This window comes from Marinococcus sp. PL1-022 (assembly GCF_033845285.1).
Classification (GTDB): domain Bacteria; phylum Bacillota; class Bacilli; order Bacillales; family Marinococcaceae; genus Marinococcus.
Genome location: NZ_JAWXCX010000001.1, coordinates 1,464,957 through 1,480,713 on the forward strand (window position 1 = coordinate 1,464,957; position 15,757 = coordinate 1,480,713).

19 protein-coding genes and 1 pseudogene are annotated in these 15,757 nt (G+C 47.0%); 12 read left to right on the forward strand and 8 right to left on the reverse strand.

All coding sequences use genetic code 11. The annotated features are described in order from the left end of the window. Nucleotides 1-41: 41 nt before the first annotated feature. Both SIC45_RS07420 and SIC45_RS07425 read right to left on the reverse strand, forming a co-directional pair. Nucleotides 42-269, reverse strand: coding sequence for a hypothetical protein (locus SIC45_RS07420; protein WP_319631667.1), 228 nt, complete (start codon nucleotides 267-269; stop codon nucleotides 42-44). A gap of 46 nt (nucleotides 270-315) precedes the next feature. Continuing rightward, nucleotides 316-639 carry a hypothetical protein gene (locus tag SIC45_RS07425; protein ID WP_319631668.1) on the reverse strand — a complete coding sequence of 108 codons (324 nt, stop codon included), beginning with the start codon at nucleotides 637-639 and terminating at the stop codon, nucleotides 316-318. A 423-nt stretch (nucleotides 640-1,062) separates the two neighbouring features. Between SIC45_RS07425 and SIC45_RS07430 the strand changes: the two genes are divergently transcribed. Continuing rightward, on the forward strand, nucleotides 1,063-1,470 hold the full coding sequence (locus tag SIC45_RS07430; RefSeq protein WP_319631669.1) for a hypothetical protein: 408 nt from the start codon (nucleotides 1,063-1,065) through the stop codon (nucleotides 1,468-1,470). A gap of 78 nt (nucleotides 1,471-1,548) precedes the next feature. Here the strand turns inward: SIC45_RS07430 and SIC45_RS07435 are convergent, their stop codons facing one another. From SIC45_RS07435 to SIC45_RS16520, 3 genes and pseudogenes are all read right to left on the reverse strand, one after another. Then, nucleotides 1,549-1,887 carry a YrhK family protein gene (locus tag SIC45_RS07435; RefSeq protein ID WP_319631670.1) on the reverse strand — a complete coding sequence of 113 codons (339 nt, stop codon included), beginning with the start codon at nucleotides 1,885-1,887 and terminating at the stop codon, nucleotides 1,549-1,551. Between the two features lie 417 nt (nucleotides 1,888-2,304). Continuing rightward, on the reverse strand, nucleotides 2,305-2,961 hold the full coding sequence (locus SIC45_RS07440; RefSeq protein ID WP_319631671.1) for a site-specific integrase: 657 nt from the start codon (nucleotides 2,959-2,961) through the stop codon (nucleotides 2,305-2,307). Nucleotides 2,962-3,045: 84 nt separating this feature from the next. Continuing rightward, a pseudogene (locus SIC45_RS16520) lies at nucleotides 3,046-3,270 on the reverse strand (hypothetical protein); the annotation flags it as partial. 103 nt (nucleotides 3,271-3,373) lie between these two features. Here SIC45_RS16520 and hflX point away from each other — a divergent pair. The 4 genes from hflX to glnA all read left to right on the forward strand — a co-directional run bounded on the left by hflX (nucleotide 3,374) and on the right by glnA (nucleotide 7,909). After that, on the forward strand, nucleotides 3,374-4,663 hold the full coding sequence (gene hflX, locus SIC45_RS07450) for a GTPase HflX (RefSeq protein WP_319631673.1): 1,290 nt from the start codon (nucleotides 3,374-3,376) through the stop codon (nucleotides 4,661-4,663). An 8-nt stretch (nucleotides 4,664-4,671) separates the two neighbouring features. Continuing rightward, nucleotides 4,672-5,892: an aminotransferase class I/II-fold pyridoxal phosphate-dependent enzyme gene (locus SIC45_RS07455; protein ID WP_319632942.1), complete on the forward strand. Its 1,221-nt coding sequence runs from the start codon at nucleotides 4,672-4,674 to the stop codon at nucleotides 5,890-5,892. A 186-nt stretch (nucleotides 5,893-6,078) separates the two neighbouring features. Then, the gene (locus tag SIC45_RS07460) at nucleotides 6,079-6,474 is read left to right on the forward strand and encodes a MerR family transcriptional regulator (RefSeq protein WP_319631674.1); all 396 of its coding nucleotides are present in this window, start codon (nucleotides 6,079-6,081) and stop codon (nucleotides 6,472-6,474) included. An 88-nt stretch (nucleotides 6,475-6,562) separates the two neighbouring features. After that, nucleotides 6,563-7,909: a type I glutamate--ammonia ligase gene (glnA, locus tag SIC45_RS07465; RefSeq protein ID WP_319631675.1), complete on the forward strand. Its 1,347-nt coding sequence runs from the start codon at nucleotides 6,563-6,565 to the stop codon at nucleotides 7,907-7,909. 145 nt (nucleotides 7,910-8,054) lie between these two features. Here the strand turns inward: glnA and SIC45_RS07470 are convergent, their stop codons facing one another. Beyond that, nucleotides 8,055-8,825 (reverse strand): hypothetical protein, encoded by a 771-nt coding sequence (locus tag SIC45_RS07470; protein WP_319631676.1) that lies wholly within the window; start codon nucleotides 8,823-8,825, stop codon nucleotides 8,055-8,057. Between the two features lie 597 nt (nucleotides 8,826-9,422). Between SIC45_RS07470 and SIC45_RS07475 the strand changes: the two genes are divergently transcribed. Then, nucleotides 9,423-10,244: a hypothetical protein gene (locus SIC45_RS07475; protein ID WP_319631677.1), complete on the forward strand. Its 822-nt coding sequence runs from the start codon at nucleotides 9,423-9,425 to the stop codon at nucleotides 10,242-10,244. Nucleotides 10,245-10,390: 146 nt separating this feature from the next. On the opposite strand, the gene SIC45_RS07480 is transcribed toward SIC45_RS07475, so the two are convergent. Together SIC45_RS07480 and SIC45_RS07485 are read right to left on the reverse strand one after the other, a co-directional pair. Then, nucleotides 10,391-10,732, reverse strand: coding sequence for a DUF4064 domain-containing protein (locus SIC45_RS07480; protein ID WP_319631678.1), 342 nt, complete (start codon nucleotides 10,730-10,732; stop codon nucleotides 10,391-10,393). A gap of 14 nt (nucleotides 10,733-10,746) precedes the next feature. Then, entirely contained in the window at nucleotides 10,747-11,637 is an 891-nt protein-coding gene (locus SIC45_RS07485) for a DUF4352 domain-containing protein (RefSeq protein WP_319631679.1), read from the reverse strand. 751 nt (nucleotides 11,638-12,388) lie between these two features. Between SIC45_RS07485 and SIC45_RS07490 the strand changes: the two genes are divergently transcribed. From SIC45_RS07490 to SIC45_RS07515, 6 genes are all read left to right on the forward strand, one after another. Next, the gene (locus SIC45_RS07490) at nucleotides 12,389-13,090 is read left to right on the forward strand and encodes a hypothetical protein (protein ID WP_319631680.1); all 702 of its coding nucleotides are present in this window, start codon (nucleotides 12,389-12,391) and stop codon (nucleotides 13,088-13,090) included. Nucleotides 13,091-13,355: 265 nt separating this feature from the next. Then, a complete protein-coding gene (locus tag SIC45_RS07495) occupies nucleotides 13,356-13,493 on the forward strand; it encodes a hypothetical protein (protein WP_319631681.1) in 138 nt (45 codons plus the stop codon). Nucleotides 13,494-13,548: 55 nt separating this feature from the next. After that, complete coding sequence (locus SIC45_RS07500; protein WP_319631682.1) at nucleotides 13,549-13,788, forward strand: hypothetical protein; 240 nt, start codon at nucleotides 13,549-13,551, stop codon at nucleotides 13,786-13,788. 168 nt (nucleotides 13,789-13,956) lie between these two features. Then, a complete protein-coding gene (locus SIC45_RS07505) occupies nucleotides 13,957-14,802 on the forward strand; it encodes a DnaD domain protein (protein WP_319631683.1) in 846 nt (281 codons plus the stop codon). Further along, nucleotides 14,690-15,562 (forward strand): ATP-binding protein, encoded by an 873-nt coding sequence (locus SIC45_RS07510; RefSeq protein WP_319631684.1) that lies wholly within the window; start codon nucleotides 14,690-14,692, stop codon nucleotides 15,560-15,562. Before SIC45_RS07505 ends, SIC45_RS07510 begins: the two co-directional genes overlap by 113 nt. Next, on the forward strand, nucleotides 15,563-15,712 hold the full coding sequence (locus SIC45_RS07515) for a hypothetical protein (RefSeq protein WP_319631685.1): 150 nt from the start codon (nucleotides 15,563-15,565) through the stop codon (nucleotides 15,710-15,712). The last annotated feature ends 45 nt before the right edge of the window (nucleotides 15,713-15,757 follow it).

A 15,757-nucleotide genomic window follows, 5' to 3' on the forward strand; every position in this document is an offset into this window, starting at 1 on the left:
TTTCTGTAATCCATCATTTGTGAATCAGTGGAAAGGACTGCTTATATTTCACGCCTGTCGTTACATATTTTGCGAAGGGTGGTGTAAAGGATGTAGATGAAGGAGGTGAGGGCCGTGGCCTGTATCAGCCGGAGCTCTGAGCGGAGGGGACGGGCATACTTAACACCCGTCCATAAACCAATCGCAAACAGGCAGATCTTTAACACACCAAAATCCAGCACAGAGTACCTGCGGGCAGCCCTGTGTACACGTTCAATTAACTGCTTCATCATAACCCCTCCATTTTAAAGGTTTTGAAAAAAGGTACTAAACAGATCACATAAGCGGGAAATGCTCTGAGGCTACATAATAGGTGATTAATTTTTCCTCCGTTGTGGTGGAAGGACAGGAGGAAAGGGGCAAGGACTCAATAGCCACCACATACATCACAGACTTCCGGAAGCGAATTTCCTCTCCCAGCTCAAAGCTGACCTCTGTGTAATGATTCAGGAAAAGCTCCTCCTGCAGCTCCAGGGGACTGCCGATAAACCACAGCTTGTTCGGCTGCTCCGTATCCGCAGAAAGGTACACGAACCGGACGAGAGAGTATTGCTCTGCATGAAAGGGCTCGCCCGAATATTTTTGTTCCGATATGTCCATATAGCGTGCTCCTTTCCGGTGAAAATTTGGGCTTACGGCCAGCAGGCGTCATAAAATAAATTGAATTATGTAAAAATAAAAGCGGTAGTAAATGCCAGGGCCTTATTACCTTTATATTTACCAGTATACACTGAAAATAGGGAATTACATCATGAAAAAGTCCTTTAGTATGTACTCACGACTAAATATGCACAAGCAATAGTGAGTTTATCAAAATTATGCGTTAATGCATACAATTATTTTATTTGGGAAATCCACATTTTAAAGGGAATACAGGGAGATCATGCGATCGTTAGCTGTCAAAGGAGACTTCAGCATGTGTAAAAATAATGATACATTTAATAGAGATAAAGGAATAATTTAACAGCAGTATCCTGTGTTAGAAGGAACATAAAAATTGGAAATTGTAAGGGGGAGAAGAAGATGCCGCCCGAAGCAGCATTCAGTTTAAGAATACTTATCCTGGCCGTGGTCGTAACGATTGCATTGATTGGGACCATTCACGGGCTGAGCCGGAGGTGGTATATCAAGCGTAACGACGGTTACAGAGAAAAAAACTATGCAAACAGAAGTCATCTCGTCATTAGATACATCTTTTCGGGGTTGCTTGTAGCAGGAAGTCTTCTAGTAAATGTCTTTCAGGATTTTTTTGAGCCCTCTATCTTTGTCGTTTTTTTATTGTTTTACGCTTTGTATACGGCCATAAGCGTGCATATGTGGAAAAAAGAAAGTTATAATCCGGACGATTACCGGTATGAGTGGTTCGTGCAGGGAGGGACGCTGCTTGTGGCAGCCGTTGGCATCACTGCGGCCCTGCTGATATTGGAGTAGGTAAAAAGCTTAGCAAAATAAAAAAAGAAAGCCCGGCTGCGGCGGTTCCACAGGGGCTTTTCTATCGACACGGCTTTTTTAAGACTGCTGCTTCTCTGTCCCGAATTTCCGGTCGTATTCCCTTCCGTAATGCCGGCGTGCGTGGAATTCGTGAATGAGCCGGATAGACGGGCGAATGAGAAATTGAAAGCTGGCCACGACAAACAGGGTGACCCCGAGGATGCGCCAGGGGCCTTCAAAATAGAAGCAGATGCTGCCGATGAAAAACCATAAGCCTAATAGAAAATCGTTAATCGTATAAAGGGTGTTGTAAATTTTTTTGAAAAAAGGAGTGTGGTTTTTCATCCGGCTTTCAATATATTCGTTTCTGGAACTATAATCCTGGCTGCTTTGATTGGCTGCTTGTTCTGCGTTCATGCTGACTCCTCCCTTCATCTGATTTTTGTAATATCACACATATATATTAACGAATGTCGGCAGGTTGAAACGTCATCGGAGCATCGATAGTTTGCTTTCTGGCATTTCACAGGAGACAAAGGGTATGCAGTGCTCGTCATGCAGCCGAAAAAGTAATAGCCTGATAAGACAGGATTAAAAAACAGTGAGCACCTGCCGGCTTAGCCGGTGGGCGCTTTTTGGTGCGGGAAATGGGAGCTGTACTCAAGCTCAACCATAGGATGGCTTCAGTCATTATTGCTAACGCGGAATTCATTTTTCCAGGCCTAAATGGTAATTCACATTGAAAAGCGATTAGTCTAAAGCAATTTAGCGGGAGCCGGAAAAAAGACAAGAGCAAAACCGGGAACGTTAAAGGACGAAAAAGAAGCTGCCGACTCAGCCGGCAGCTTCTTCGTTCACGTAGCGGATGTATTTGGTGAGCGTGAGCATCGACTGCAGCCCGAGCCGGTCCATCAGTTCCTCCGGTGACACGCCGCTTTCGAGCTCGCGCACGATGTAGCTGTTGCGGAAATGAGTCGCAGAAATCGCGCGTTCGATGCCGGCACGCTTGCGCTCCTCGCGGATCATTTTCTGGATCGCGACCTCGGTTAAATTTTTCGGCTGGTCGTTTTCATAGCTCCAGCGGTACGTCTGGCGCTGAAAGTCAAACGCGACAAACAGCGGCTCGCCGTCAAAGGACGGGCGCACGGCCTGCGGGATGACGTCGAGGTAATAGTACAGCTGCTTCTGGAGCTCCTTGGTCAGCTGGAGCGTCCGCGGGTTGCCCTCGGTAATGTCAAGCTCCCTGCGGGTCAGGTGCAGGTGCTCGATCCGGATCGAGGCGAGCTCGTGCATGCGGAGCCCGTAGTCGTAAAACAGCTTTAAAATCACGATGTTTCGCGGGGCAAGCATCGGGCGCACGGCCTGCTGCTTGTCGGACAGCCCGGAATCGGACTCGAGCGTGTCCATGAGCCGCCTCATTTCCTTCGGGGCGATCAGCTCCTCCTCCTTGAGTACGTTCCAGACGCTGTCATCGACGGGGAGCTCTGCCATCGGGTTGGAGGCGATCCGTTGTGTGTCGCGCAGGAAGCGGAAGTAGCGGACGAGTACGGTCTGGATGCGCTTCAAGGTCCGGAGCTGGTAGTGGCGCTCCTCGGCCAGAATATGAAAATAGGTGGTAATGTCGTCGGGTTTAACGGCCGCCTCCTCGCCGTCGAGGACGACGTCGATGAACCGGTGAAAGTCGGCCAGGTCGTATTCGTAGCGCTTCAGCGTGCTCGGCTTGCGCCCCCGGGACTGCAGGAAGGAAAGAAAGGCCTGCATGCCGTCCGGAAGGAGCTCGGGTTGCAAATTCATTGTCATTCCTCCTGCTTCGTTTGCCGATTAAGCATCGCGGCTTGTTTGTTTGGCACTTAACCCATATTATAGTATGTAGAGGACAGGAAAAACAGGAGGATCTAAACTATTGCAGGATTTTGAGAACCAACAGGTAGATAAAGAACGGGTGGTACTGGTTGCCGTCCACAAGGATGATACCGATGAAGCGACGTTTGAAGCGTCCCTCACCGAGCTTGAACAGCTGGTGGAGACGGCGGGAGGCACGGTCACGGCCGTACTGACGCAGAGCAGGCGTTCGCTTGATTCGAAGACGTACGTCGGGAAAGGCAAGCTCGAGGAAGCGGTGGCGACCGCCGAAGAGCAGGAAGCGGATCTTTTGATCTTTAACGATGAGCTCTCGCCCGGCCAGATTTCCACGATTACAAACCAGACCGGCTTGTACATCATTGACCGCACGCAGCTGATACTCGATATTTTCGCCGGCCGTGCGGCGTCGAATGAAGGGAAAATGCAGGTGGAGCTCGCGCAGCTGAACTACATGCTGCCGCGCCTCCGCGGGCAGGGCGAATCCCTGTCCCGGCTCGGCGGCGGGATCGGCACACGCGGACCCGGGGAAACGAAGCTTGAGACCGACCGGCGCCATATTCAGAAGCGGATGGATGACGTACGTAAAAAGCTCAAGCAGGTGAAAAACCGGCGCGAGCAGTACCGCGAACGGCGCAAGGAAAAGAACGTGCTGCAGTTTGCGCTCGTCGGCTACACGAACGCCGGCAAATCCACGATTTTAAATGCGCTCACCGAAGCGGACACGCTCGAGGAGAACGCGCTGTTTGCCACGCTTGACCCGCTGACGCGCCGGGTGGAGCTTCCATCGGGTCTTGAAGTGCTCGTCACCGATACGGTCGGGTTTATTCAGGACCTGCCGACGTCACTGATTGCAGCGTTCCAGGCGACTCTGGAAGAAGTAAAGGAAGCAGACGTACTGCTTCATGTGATTGACGGCTCGCACCCGCGGGCTGACGAGCAGGCCTCCACAGTGCGCGGGCTGTTAAAGGAGCTCGAAGCAAGCCACATTCCGGCGCTTACGGTCGTTAACAAGCGCGACGCCGTCGAAGACGGACCGGTCGTAGCGGCAGACAAGCCGTCGATTTCCATCTCGGCCCGCAAGGACGAGGACGTGGAGCTGTTGCGGGAGTCGATGGAAAGCGTGCTGCTTGAGCAGCTGCAGCCGTACCATGTGGAAATTCCGCTTGCCGACGGCCATATCATGCAGCGGTTCAAGCATGAAACCCTCGTGCGCGAGGAAACGCTTGATGAAGAAAACGAAAGTTGGATTCTGTCCGGATATGTGCAGAGCGACCAGGCGATCCACCGGGAGATCAAGCAGTATGCTAAAGGAGATGCGGGGGCGAAATGACACGCGATATGTTGGAACAAAAGCAGGTGCAGCAGGCCGAGCGCCGGATTGCGCCGCAGCTCGAAGCGATTGCGGAACGCGAGCTAGTGAACCAGCAGCGAATGCTCGACATTTTCCGGAAGCACAACGTGTCGGCGTTTCATTTCCAGCACTCCACCGGCTACGGCTATGATGATACCGGGCGCGAGGTGCTGGACCGGGTGTATGCCGATGTGTTCGGCACCGAGGCGGCCATGGTGCGCCAGCAGTTTATTTCCGGGACGCATGCGATCAGCACGGCGCTGTTTGCGGCGCTCCGTCCGAGCGGACGGCTGTTGTATGCCACCGGCACGCCGTACGACACGCTGAACACGGTGATCGGCCTCGACGGCAGCGAAGCAGGGACGATGAACGAATGGGGCATCGGCTGCGACGTGGTGCCGCTTGCCGGCGGCCGCGTGGATATGGGAGCCGTGCATGAGGCGGTCACGCCGGACACACAGGTAATTGCGTTTCAGCGCTCGCGCGGCTACGACGATCGTCCGTCGATCGGCCTGGACGAAATGAAGGAGTACATGGCGGAGCTGAAACAGGCATATCCCCACATCGTGCTGTTTGTGGACAACTGCTACGGAGAGTTCGTGGAAACGACCGAGCCGGGCCATATCGGAGCGGATCTGATGGCGGGCTCGCTCATTAAAAACCCGGGCGGCGGCATTACCCGCACCGGCGGCTACATTGCCGGCCGGAACGACCTGATTGAAAGGGCGGGGGCAGGCTTTGCCGCGCCCGGCATCGGCCTGGAAGGCGGTGCGACGCTCGGCATGCTCCAGGAAATGTTTCAGGGGCTGTTTCTCGCGCCGCACGTCGTGGCGGAAGCCCACAAGGGAGCGGTGCTGACCGCGGCGCTGATGGAGGACGCCGGGCTGCAGGCATCACCGGCGTCCGGGGAGGAGCGGACCGATCTGATCCAGTCCGTGCAGTTTGGCGACCGGGACAAAATGATCCGGTTCTGCCAGGCGGTGCAGATGTATTCCCCGGTGGACTCCGGCGTTACACCTCAGCCGAGCCCAATGCCCGGCTACAACGATGACGTGATCATGGCTGCCGGCGCTTTCATCCAGGGCTCAAGCATCGAGCTTTCCGCCGATGGGCCGATCCGGCCGCCGTATACAGCCTTCGTGCAGGGCGGATTAACGTATGCGCACGTGAAAATTGCCGTTAGCGAAGCGTTAAAGGCGATACAATAACCGACAGAAGGGCAGGTCCTCCGAAAGAGGGCCTGTTTTTTCTGTACATTTGACGGGGAATAAGCGAAAATAGAAAAGAGACAATAAGTTCTGAAAATTTTGATGTAAAAATAGCTTACATGAACTTGACGGAAAAGCTTACATCATGTAGGATATACTTAGTTTCAATGAAAGGGGGCGTAACGCATGAATGATCATGTACGCCGGAATACCCCTTTATTTCCGATTGGTATCGTCCAGAAGCTGACGGAGCTCACCCCAAGGCAGATTCGCTACTACGAAGAACACGGCCTGGTGTTTCCGACACGGACCGAAGGCAACCAGCGGTTGTTTTCCTTCCGCGATGTGGATCGTCTGCTTGAAATCAAAGCGATGATGGAGCGGGGCGTGAACCTTTCAGGCATCAAGGAAATCTATGAATTAAAAACGTATTCAGAGGAACCAAAGCAGCCCTCTGCACCAAGAAATCATGATATGACCGACCGTGAACTGCGCAGGCACCTCCGCAAGGAAGTGATGATGGCAGGCAAATATTCGCGTCCGTCCATGATTCAGGGACAGCTGTCGCGGTTTTTCGACTAACAGCAGGATTAACTTTTTTCCGGCTGCGGCCGGGGAAAAGATCTAATAATTCACTATTCTAGTTTTTTAGAGAGGAGTCACAATTAACATGGCAAACACGAAAAAAGACATTTTAAAGTTTGCAGAAGAGGAAAACGTTAAGTTTATCCGCCTTCAGTTTACTGACTTGCAAGGAATTATTAAAAACGTAGAGATTCCGATGGACCAGCTTGATAAAGCACTGGACAACCTGATGATGTTCGACGGTTCTTCCATCGAAGGATTTGTACGTATTGAAGAATCCGATATGTACCTCTATCCGGATCTTGATACCTGGATCGTCTTCCCATGGACGCCGGAAAAGGGCAAAGTCGCACGTTTAATTTGTGACATATATGAGCCGGGCAAGCCTGGCGAAGAGCCAACGCCATTTGAGGGTGACCCGCGCGGTATTTTGAAGCGTGTACTTAAAGAAGCAGAGAAATTAGGCTTCTCCGCCTTCAATATCGGACCAGAGCCTGAGTTCTTCCTTTTCAAAAACGATGAAAAAGGCGAGCCGACCACAACCCTGAACGACAAGGGCGGTTACTTTGACCTTGCGCCGACAGACCTCGGCGAAAACTGCCGCCGCGACATCGTGCTTGAGCTTGAAGACATGGGATTTGAAATCGAAGCCTCCCACCACGAAGTGGCGCCGGGACAGCACGAAATCGACTTCAAATACGCAGACGCCATCACGGCCTGCGACAACATCCAGACGTTTAAGCTCGTTGTTAAAACGATCGCACGTAAGCACGGCCTGCACGCCACCTTTATGCCAAAGCCATTGTTCGGCGTAAACGGCTCCGGCATGCACTGCAACATGTCACTGTTCAAAGGCAAAGAGAACGCGTTCTACGACAAGAAGACCGATTCTCAGCTGAGCACAACGGCTATGCAGTTCCTCGCAGGTACACTCGAGCACGCGAAGGCGTTCACGGCGCTGACGAACCCAATCGTCAACTCCTACAAGCGTCTTGTGCCAGGCTACGAAGCACCAGTATACGTAGCATGGTCCCTGCGTAACCGCAGCCCGCTCGTACGTATTCCGTCTTCCCGTGGTATGAGCACGCGTATCGAAACGCGCAGCCCGGACCCATCAGCTAACCCGTACCTTGCCATCGCAGCAATGCTTGCTTCCGGCCTGGACGGCGTCAAGCGGAAGCTCGAGGCTCCAGAGCCGACAGACCGCAACATCTACGTGATGGAAAAAGCAGAACGCGAAGAACTCGGCATCGAGGACCTGCCGGCGGACTTGAACGAAGCGCTTCAGCACCTGCTGAACGACGAAGTTCTTGTTAACGCCATCGGCCCGCACGCCATCGAGCACTTCGCCGAAGCAAAAGAAATCGAGTGGGACATGTTCCGCAGCCAGGTACACCCTTGGGAACGCGAACAGTTCCTGTCCACGTACTAAAATAGAGAAAACCCTTCAGCCGCAATGGCTGGAGGGTTTTTTTGTGTTTTGGCGTATATTTTCATTTCATAGGAGGTGCCCTAATTACAAAATACAAGAAACATTATTCTTTGCATCTTAAAAAAGTCTTGAACATAGTAGTTCCTTAATACACTAACGACTGACTGCCTTTAGCTTTGAAACCTTGAATAATATATTCTTCTGAACTAGTGGCTACTACTACATGTAAATCGTAATAATTATACAATTCTCCAAGATTATTTTTATCAGGACTCTCTAAGTCTTCGTTTCCGTAAATACTGGCTCCCGAAGATAAAGAACGTATAAAAGAATCAGCTAAATCTTTAGCGTAGTCTTCATTGGTCGCACTTTCTACTACTATAGCTAAGCTAATAGTTTTACTGTCTTCATCAAACGCAGCGTGAACATCTTTTACGCCTTCATAATCAAGCATGATACCGTAAGAATGGTCAAGCACATAGTCGTTAATCATTTCTGAGGAACTTTTATCACTATTTTCTTGTTTCTTTTCTTTCTCTTTAGCGGCCTGTTTCTCAGCTGCTTCTTGTTCCTTAACTTTTTGTTCTTCCTGTTCCTTTTCTTCTTTAGCTTTCTGTTCTTCCTCTCGAGCTTTTTGCTTTTCAGTTTCTTCTATTTCTTTAGCAGCTTGTTCTTCTGCTTTCTCTTGTTCTTTGGCTTCTTGGACTTTGCGTTCTTCTTCAGCCTCGACTTTTTCTGCTTCAATGGCTTCTTCACTAGCGTTTTCTTCTAAGGTAGGAGCAGGTTCATCTACAAAAATAACACCGACAATGTTAAAAAGAAGAAAAAGGTAAAAAGCAGAAGCTAATGTAGCTTTCCACTTTGAGCCTGAGCGATAGCCAAGGATGCGCCGATACCACTTTCTTTTCTCCTGCATAGAACTCCCCCCTGAGTTTGTTGCCTATATCTAATTATACCTAGGATTAAAGCAATGTAGTTATAATTATTATGCCGTTTTTCTTTTTTTATTTAAGTCAATTTGAATTTCGTCATTACCAGGGTAATATGTGAGGTTTACGCCACTTCAATTCGAGTGTGGCATTACTTGAACGATATCTAAGAACTAGGAGGAGCTAGTTTATTTATTATTGGGACCGGCATTAAGCAGGATGAATATTAGAAAAGAAATTACTGGAACAATGCGGAAATTTACTCAATGGAATGTTGATCACCGTAATATTTACGGTACTACTAGTCACTGTCGCAGAATTAGGATGGAAAGCGGTTCAGTGGGCGTGGAGCTGAAACACAAGCAAAGGGACGGTATCATGGGCGAATGCATGAAAGGAATTAAATAAGATAAAATCACAGTGAAACTAAATTTTGATATACTTAGGACAGAAGAACCAGTCGTCCTGGTGGTGTCTGAGGGATGCGTTCGTTGCGTTCTTTTACCGGCCATGGGGAGACGAAGATTGTGACGCAGTAGGGTAAAGTGAAGCGGGTGAAAAGGGACGAGGGAGGGGGGAGAGTTTTGAATGAAGGATTGAATTCTGATCTGGTTAGATTTGCTCTAGGTGTATCTTCTGAAAATAATAGGTATTATGAAGAAATAATCAATAATTCTAAAATAAGAAGAACTTCGAAAGAAGGATTTTATTTAAAGAATCTATCGATAGAACAGAAACTTCAATATGCTGAAATAATTTTTTATGATTGTTTACAGGAAATAGTAATTTCAATAGATTATGCTAATCATGCATTAGAAACAAGTAACTTCGGCGTAGCTTTTTCTTTAGTAAGAAAACCATTTAGAGATTTATTAGCATGTATGGAATACTTAACTTTTGATTGGCAAGGTTATATTGAAGGGATATTAGATAACGATATCGAAAGAATCGATGTTTCAATGAAAAATAATAAAGATAAAATAGAAAAAAATATGGTATTTTTAATGCAGGAAAATGAGTCCTTTTTCAAAGGGATGAAAGTTGAGGATTTGAAAGCAATAAATCTTCATAGGTATGGTCCTGATAAAGCTAAAAACACACTTTCAACAGCTTTAAGTCAGTCTTTGCATTTAGTTACCAATAACCCAGCATACAAAACGCCTAAAAATAGACTGAATTTTATACCATTAGTTAGTAATCAAGTTTTTGAACAAAATTATTTAGTCATTTATTTAGGGTTTTTGCCTATGTTTTACGCATATTTAAATCGATTAGTAGCGTTCAATACGTTAATGACATTTAATCATAATAATGAAAGTACAGTGAGACAAGTTATAAAATATCCAAAAATAGAAAATAAATTTCTTGAATTTACCACAGAAATAGAAAATGCATTTTTAAAGTAGTAAAAATTCTACCACCCACTGGGGGACACTGAGCCACAATATAATGCTGTGGTTCAGTGTGCACTTTTTTGTGTTTGGCCGTATATAGGATTTATTTTCTCTCTTTGTATATAAAAAATCCCTGCTCGAAAGCAGGGGAATTATATTTATGCGGTTGCTGTTTTGTCTTTGCGGGCTACGCCCATAATTCCTGCAATCAATAAAAGGATACCTGAAATAATAAAGAAAGCAGAGACACTGATAAAACCGCCTACAGCAGCTACAATCATTAGTATGCCGCCAAGCTTTGCTTTATTTCGTACTAATACTGAGCCAACAATTCCTAATACCGAAAATAGTAAAGCACCGAAACCAAGCCCTGTAACACTACTTGTACCTGTTTCTGAAAATCCGGCGTCAATTGCCCCGAAAAGGAGGGCGAAAACACCAGCGAACAATCCTAAAATGCCCCCGATCAAACCTAAAACAAATTCGCCTGTTCTGTTCATTTTATAATACCCCTTTATTTCAATGTAATATGGGAAGAGTTAGTGCCGAAAATACCTTCAGTCACTTCTGCTTCCAGATGATCTTCTTCCGCTACTTCATCTGTTACATCAAAGACCACTTGGCCCTCGATGGATGAGCCTGGATTGACTTCAGAAAAGAAAAAGTCTGCAGCTTGACTAGGATCCTCGGAAGAATTCGCATAAGTACTGGCAGTAGCATCGGCTTCAAATGTTTTTCCATCCTGTTTTAAACGAACCTGCGAAGAATCGACCATTGCCGCTTCGCTTCCGTTATTGGTATAAACCATGTCGAGAATAATGTACGTTCCTTCTGCTGTCTCAGAGAGGTATTCGTCACCAACTGTAGAAGCTGTTGAAACATTATTAATTTGAAAGGAAACTGCTCCGACTGTTACCTTTTCGCCTAATTCATCGGAAGATTCAGTTTCACCGGAATTTTCGGAGCTTTCTTCGCCCTCTGCTTCTGAAGAGTCGTCGCTGGAGTCCGGTTCTTCATTTGCTTCTTCGCTTTCACCACCAGCTTGTGCCTCTTCTTCTTCCTGCAACTCTTGCTCCCGTTCTTCTAATTCTTGCTCACGCTGATCTAATTCTTCAGCGCGTTGTTCTTGTTCCTCTGTTTCGCTAGTAGATTCTGTTTCCGCTTCTGCTTTTTCAGTAGTCTCTTCTTCTTGTGCCTGTTGATTACTGGTAGCAGAGTTGTCTGAGACTAATGCGTACCCACCGAAGCCAATCGCGAACAATCCGACAAAAGCAATAACATAATGCTTGGTCCGGATTTTTTCAAAAAGTGCTCGTTTGGCAACTAGCCGCATAACCGCATGTACGGCCCAAACAGCAAGTACTAGAAATGACAAAATAAATAGAAGCAAAAAGAAATTTTCCATGCTCTATTCCCCCTTTAAATATTTAATTACTTTTAACAGGGAGAACGTAGAACATACCGTAATCCCCTCAATTGGAATATCCCCCTTTATATGTAAATGAATGAACCTTTTTCATTTTACCAACACATAGTCCTAGAAACAATTACGTGCAAAAATTTTTAATTTGTGATTTCCGTACTAAAGTAATAGGAAATATTGTATTTATTTTGTTAGTTGGGGTTGCCGCATGGCTATAAGAAAGCCTTTTGTGTATAAGTGTAAAAATAATTCTAGCTTTAAGAAGTGGTGTGGGTGCAATGCGAACTAGGGACACGGGTGTTAAGTGAGAAGCGGGAAGCATGGGGGGACGTTTTAGAATATGCACAAAGGACCGGAGATTTACTACTATAAGTTTACCCCGGTCCGTTGGCATCGCTATAGCGATATTGGGAAATCTATGAAAAGATTCGGAATGTACTTTTCGGAGTACTAATCGACGTAATATTTACAGTACTTTTGGTAAGTATCGCAGGGTTAGGATGGAAAGTGATCGAGTAGACATGGAGCTAAAACAGAAACAAAGGGGCGGTACCATGAGCGAACGCATGGGAGAAATTCAATGGGATAAAGTCACAGAGCAACTAAATTTTGATATACTTAGGACAGAAGAACCAGTCGTACTGGTGGTGTCGGAGGAGGCGTGTTCGTTGCGCTCCATTGCCGGGAGCACGGAGAGACAAAGATTGTGACGCACCAGGGAAAGGTGAAGCGCGTGAAATGGTATGAGGGGGGAAGAGTTCTGAATAGAGATGCATTTGTAGGACTAGTGGTTTTTGTAATAACAATATTCTTATTAGTGTATTGGAGAGGTATTATTGAAGCCGTGGGTTTGGAAAGTGTAGACGGCGGGACATGGTTGCAAACCTCTGGAACTATCATTGGTGCTTTTTTAGGTGCTTTGTTAGCTGGAATGATTTCATTGAAAAGCGTAGAAAAACAAATTGAATATAACAAAAAAAGAGAAGCTAAAAAAGAAAATCAGTATTTAGGCAATGTATCTTCACAATTAGGGTTTTATTTTTCGGAAGTTGTTAAACAGTTACGAGAAATTAAAGAAATCCACGATGGACATCAGTTTGGAATAGCTTATTCAGAAATTAAGTTCAGATTTAATAGACTTAACGATTTAAACAGAACTATTGAAAAGATAGACCTTAGCGGTTTGACTGTCAATGAAAATCACTCCCTACAACATAGCAAATTAACTATCGTTTATAGACTTACTGATATTGAAGATTTATTACGGAGAATTGAAACACCTGATGGTTTTTTATTAATACATCGATTACCGTCCGGAGAAAATAGTTATGAAGAAAATCATAATGGGATTATTATGCAGATTGGAATGAATATTAAAACAATCAATGATACTAAAAAAATGATAGACGAAATAAATAAGAAATACTCAAAATAAAAGTTTTACCAGTCAACTGGAGGATACTGAAAGACAGCACAACGCTGTGGTTTGGTGTCCTCTTTTTTGTTAGGAGGCATGTATGGAACAGAAACCGCAGTAGAGGAAGAAGCAGCTTGGCGAGAGAGGTTAAAGAGTTGATAGGCGTACACAAACTAACTTTTGCTTTTTGCATGACTTTTATCCCGAAAACTCATTAAGACGTTTGCTTTCCCCGTATAAAGAGGTAGAGAGGAATACATAAAAAAATAAGGGATGATAAAAAATGAATAAAGCACACTTGATTACGGAGAAAATGGCGCTGGAGGAAGAGTACGATAAAGGTGAGGTTCCGCATGATGAATATATTGAGCGTGTGGAGGAGCTGCAGCAGCAACTGGAGCAGCCAAACTTTGTAAAATAAATGTAATGATGAAAAACTAGAATAGTATGGTAATGTGTAAGCAGAAGGTGATAAAATGAGTAACTTTGCTTACATCAAACGCGGAAAAACCAATGAAATTCTCATCGGAGCGTACAAGGAAATGATTAATGCGTATTACGGAGAAGACATTTATTCGTTTGAAACCGAAGAGGAATTGTTTCACAGCATTCAAACGTACCGGCAAAAGGAATATATTATCACCCGTCTGAGCGAATTACCCATCATTGATGTGCTGTGGAAAAAGACAGGAAGCGCCCGCTACGAAACCGAGTAGCGGGTTTTTTTGTGCTTAATTGGAGGCTGTATTGAACCAGGACTGGAAAAAATTCATCTTACATAACAGTTTTTGATCCCCCGAAACGAACCATCCAGACAATATACAACGTGGGGAAGACGAAAAATAACGCGATGTTTTTTTGAAATTTATAAAGAGGTGAAAAGTGTGAGCAAGCATCAGGAACTGCGGGCCATCATGAAGAAAATGAGCGGACAGGATCATATCATCACGGTGCCGCGTATCTTTATCGAATTTTTGGACGGCGATTTGAACACGGCGCTCGTTTTAAATCAGCTCGTGTTTTACGCCGACAAAACGAAGCGCACCGACGGCTTCTTTTATAAAAGCTACGGCGAATGGGAGACAGAGACGGGATTAACCCGGCGCAAAATCAAGGGATCGATCGATAAGCTGATCAACAAAGAGCTGGTCGCCACCAAGCTGAAAAAGGCGAACGGGGCGCCGACGCTGCACTATGCGCTGGATTACGGCAAAATGCTTGCTTCCATTACGGCAAAATGTGCAAATCCATCTGAACAGCCTGTCACTAACCCGGATTCGAACAAAGTGCCGGATTCCATAACAGATGATTTGCAGTTGAATTCAACAGATGAGTTAAACAGTAGTCCCCGCGCCATCGCAAGCGTTGTTCCGTTTTATGAGGAGAATTTTGACGGAACGATGACGGCCTATCACCGGGAGCGGCTGGGTGATTGGTGCGAGGTGCTTTCTCCGGAGATTGTGCTTCGGGCGTTGGAGATCACGATTCTACAGGGCGGCCGCAGACTGAAATACGCTGAGCAGATCCTGAATGATTGGCAGCGGTTCGGCTGTCGCACGCTTGATGATGTAGAAAAATACGAAGAAACGAAAAAACAGCAGAAGGAGGCACGCCGACATGGAAGAAGCAGCCAAAGGCATGCAGGAGGTACTCGCCAGTCTCGAAAAGAAATCAGCGGAAATGAAAAGCAATCCACTCTCGGTAACGGATGGTACCGACCGGGAACCTGAGTACCAGTGTCCGGTATGCAAAGATCAGACCGGCTGGCTGGAAAAGGTGGAGGGAGTCGAGAAATGGGTCATCTGTCCGTGTATTCGCGAGCGCCGGACGCAGCGGCTGCTCCAATTTAGTGAGATCACCGAAAGCTTCCGGAACGTTACCTTCGGGCAGTTTCAGACCGACAACGCAGATCCGCAGGTAGCGAGCATGAAAGAAGCCGCGCTCGCCTACTACAGCCATTACCAGGATCTGCGGAAGCAGCGGGAGAACAGCATGCTGCTCATGGGTGTGCCGGGCTGCGGCAAAACGCATATTCTCACAGCGCTCAGCAACAACCTGATGCAGCGCAAAAAGCTCGAGGACGAGGGCGGACAGCAGCAGGGCGTATCCGTCCAGTATTTTCCTTACGTTGAAGGGTTCAACGACCTGCGGGACGACTTTAATCTGCTGGAGCGGAAAATGGAGCGCATGAAAAAGGCGGACGTGCTGTTTATCGATGATTTGTTCAAGCCGGTGAAGCAGTGGACAAAGGATGGGTATGAGCGGATGCCGCGGGCAACCGCCTGGCAGATCGAGCAGATGTACGCCGTGATTAATCACCGGTATCTGAATCACCTGCCGATTCTCGTTTCCACGGAGCTGATCATGGAAGAGCTCGTGGAGGTGGACGACGCGCTCGCGTCCCGGATCGTGCAGATGTGCAAATCCTTCCTGGTGACGATCACCGGGCCGAAGAATGACTTAAACTACCGACTCAAAGGAGTGTATTAAATGGTGCCAGCGTGCGCGATAGTGATGCAGGGGAGAAGGCTGAATGAAGTGGAAGAGCAGCTGCGAAAGGAGCGGGTGCAGCGGAATTTGGAGCGCTTCAAAGAAGCGGAACGGAAATTTGGCAGGCAGAAACTGGTGGCGGAAGGGTAAAATTATAGTTAATAAAATAAAAATCGGGTTAAACCCTCCAAACAT